The following is a 954-nucleotide window of genomic DNA, read 5'->3' as shown; positions in this document are numbered from 1 at the left end:
GTTCAAATCCGGCTCCCGCAACCACATTACAGTTAAACGATATTGATTTCAAAAATTCGTAAGAGCCGTACTCAACTTAGGCGACACAGACTCAGCTCATAGAGCTCAACCTTGCCACGGTTGAGGTCACGAGTTCGAACCTCGTGTGTCGCTCCATTTTGAAAGTGAAACATGAAGAGCATTATNCTTGCCAAGGTTGAGGTCACGCCTAAGCCTTGAAGANAGGGAATCTCGTGTGTCGNTCAAATTTGATAGACTCATTGACTTAAACAATGCATCCGGACGCGGGATGGAGCAGCTTGGTAGCTCGTCGGGCTCATAACCCGAAGGTCGTCGGTTCAAATCCGGCTCCCGCAACCACATTACAGTTAAGCGCNATCTATTGCCAAAAGCAGTAAGAGCTGCGATTAACTTATGCGACACTAGCTCAGCTGGTAGAGCGCAACCTTGCCAAGGTTGAGGTCACGAGTTCGAACCTCGTGTGTCGCTCCATTTTGAAAGTGAAACATGAAGAGCATTCTGGCAGAGTGCAATCCTTGCCAAGGCTGAGGTCACGCCTAAGCCTTGAAGATCGGGAACCTCGTGTGTCGCTCAAATTTGATAGACTCATTGACTTAAACAATGCATCCGGACGCGGGATGGAGCAGCTTGGTAGCTCGTCGGGCTCATAACCCGAAGGTCGTCTGTTCAAATCCGGCTCCCGCATCCGCATTATAGATAAACGCTATCTATTGCCAAAAGCAGTAAAAGCTGCGATTAACTTATGCGACACTAGCTCAGCTGGTAGAGCGCAACCTTGCCAAGGTTGAGGTCACGAGTTCGAACCTCGTGTGTCGCTCCATTTAGAAAGTGAAACATGAAGAGCATTCTGGCAGAGTGCTATCCTTGCCAAGGTTGAGGTCACGCCTAAGCCTTGAAGATAGGGAACTTCGTGTGTCGCTCCAATTTGATAGA

The 954-nt window shown here is 48.8% G+C and carries 3 tRNA genes; all 3 read left to right on the top strand.

The window, feature by feature from the left end:
• Positions 1-283 precede the first annotated feature (283 nt).
• The 3 genes from A3712_RS28990 to A3712_RS28980 all read left to right on the top strand — a co-directional run bounded on the left by A3712_RS28990 (position 284) and on the right by A3712_RS28980 (position 841).
• Positions 284-360: transfer RNA gene (locus tag A3712_RS28990), tRNA-Met, on the top strand.
• 56 nt (positions 361-416) lie between these two features.
• Positions 417-492: transfer RNA gene (locus A3712_RS28985), tRNA-Gly, on the top strand.
• A gap of 273 nt (positions 493-765) precedes the next feature.
• Positions 766-841: transfer RNA gene (locus tag A3712_RS28980), tRNA-Gly, on the top strand.
• The last annotated feature ends 113 nt before the right edge of the window (positions 842-954 follow it).

This window comes from Vibrio sp. HI00D65, assembly GCF_001635455.1.
Classification (GTDB): domain Bacteria; phylum Pseudomonadota; class Gammaproteobacteria; order Enterobacterales; family Vibrionaceae; genus Vibrio.
Note: the sequence above shows the minus strand (reverse complement) of the source record. Positions and strands in the feature narration are given on the sequence as shown.